This is a genomic window from Nocardia sp. BSTN01 (genome assembly GCF_015354405.1).
GTDB lineage: Bacteria > Actinomycetota > Actinomycetes > Mycobacteriales > Mycobacteriaceae > Nocardia.
In genome coordinates this window covers 1-1071 of the sequence record NZ_JADKYP010000154.1, presented here as the reverse complement: position 1 = coordinate 1071, position 1071 = coordinate 1, and the positions used below count along the sequence as shown (strand labels likewise).

General features: G+C 66.9%; 1 protein-coding gene. It reads left to right on the top strand.

The window, feature by feature from the left end; all coding sequences use genetic code 11:
• The first annotated feature begins 119 nt into the window (after positions 1 to 119).
• On the top strand, positions 120 to 1025 hold the full coding sequence (locus IRT45_RS36265) for an IS5 family transposase (protein WP_194810255.1): 906 nt from the start codon (positions 120 to 122) through the stop codon (positions 1023 to 1025).
• Positions 1026 to 1071: the final 46 nt, after the last annotated feature.

The window sequence follows — 1071 nt, the reverse complement described above, 5'->3', positions numbered from 1 at the left end:
TACGCGGGGCCACACCATCAGCATCTTCGGTCGAAGCTGTTGCCCGCGTTGGCGTATAGGTGAGGTCTCCGGTATTCGGATTAGCGACCAAGCACATCTGAATAAGCTCCGGAGACCTCGTGGTCAGCCTAGCGGTGGCGGGGCGCGCGGACCTGACTGATGCCCAATGGGCCCGGTTGGAGCCGTTGCTGCCTCGTGGGAAGAAGGCGGGACGCCCGTCGAAGTGGACGAAACGGCAGCTCATTGACGGGATCCGGTGGCGGGTCCGAGCCGGTGTGCCGTGGCGGGACGTGCCGAGTGAATACGGGTCCTGGCAAGCGGTGTACGGATTATTCCGGCGCTGGCAACGGGCCGGTTTCTGGGCGACGATCGTGACATCGCTGCAGATGCAGGCCGATGCTGCCGGGGGGATCGACTGGCAGATCAGCGTGGACTCCACGATCACCCGGGCGCATCCGCATGCTGCGGGTGCCCGCCGCGCGGGCGGCGGCCAGGCCGAACCACCAGCGGGGCCGGGGCAGTGCGAGCCGGCCGATCATGGGTTGGGTCGTTCGCGGGGCGGGTGGACCAGCAAGCTGCATCTGGCGTGTGACCAGGGTTGCCGAGTGTTGTCGGTGCTGGTCACAGCAGGTCAGGCCGGTGACAGTCCGCAGTTCACCGCGGTGCTCGATGGCATCGCCGTGCCGAAACGCGGTGGCGGCCGGGCGCGGGTGCGGCCCGAGCGTGTGTTGGCCGATAAGGCGTATTCCAGTCGAGGTAACCGGGAATGGCTGCGGCGTCGCGGGATCCGCGCGACGATCCCGGTCCCCGCCGATCAGGCTGAGCACCGGCGGCGGCGTGGTCGGGGCGGCGGCCGACCTCCGGCGTTCGATGCGGTGATCTACCGCGACCGCAACGCTGTCGAGCGAGGCATCAACCAGTTGAAACAGCATCGAGCGGTAGCCACCCGGTTCGACAAACTCGCTGTCCGATACCAGGCCACAATCCATATCGCTGTGATCAATCAGTGGCTACGGCACTCGTGATGGCGGGCCGCTGGCCCGCCATCACTCACTTCGAGACACAACCTAG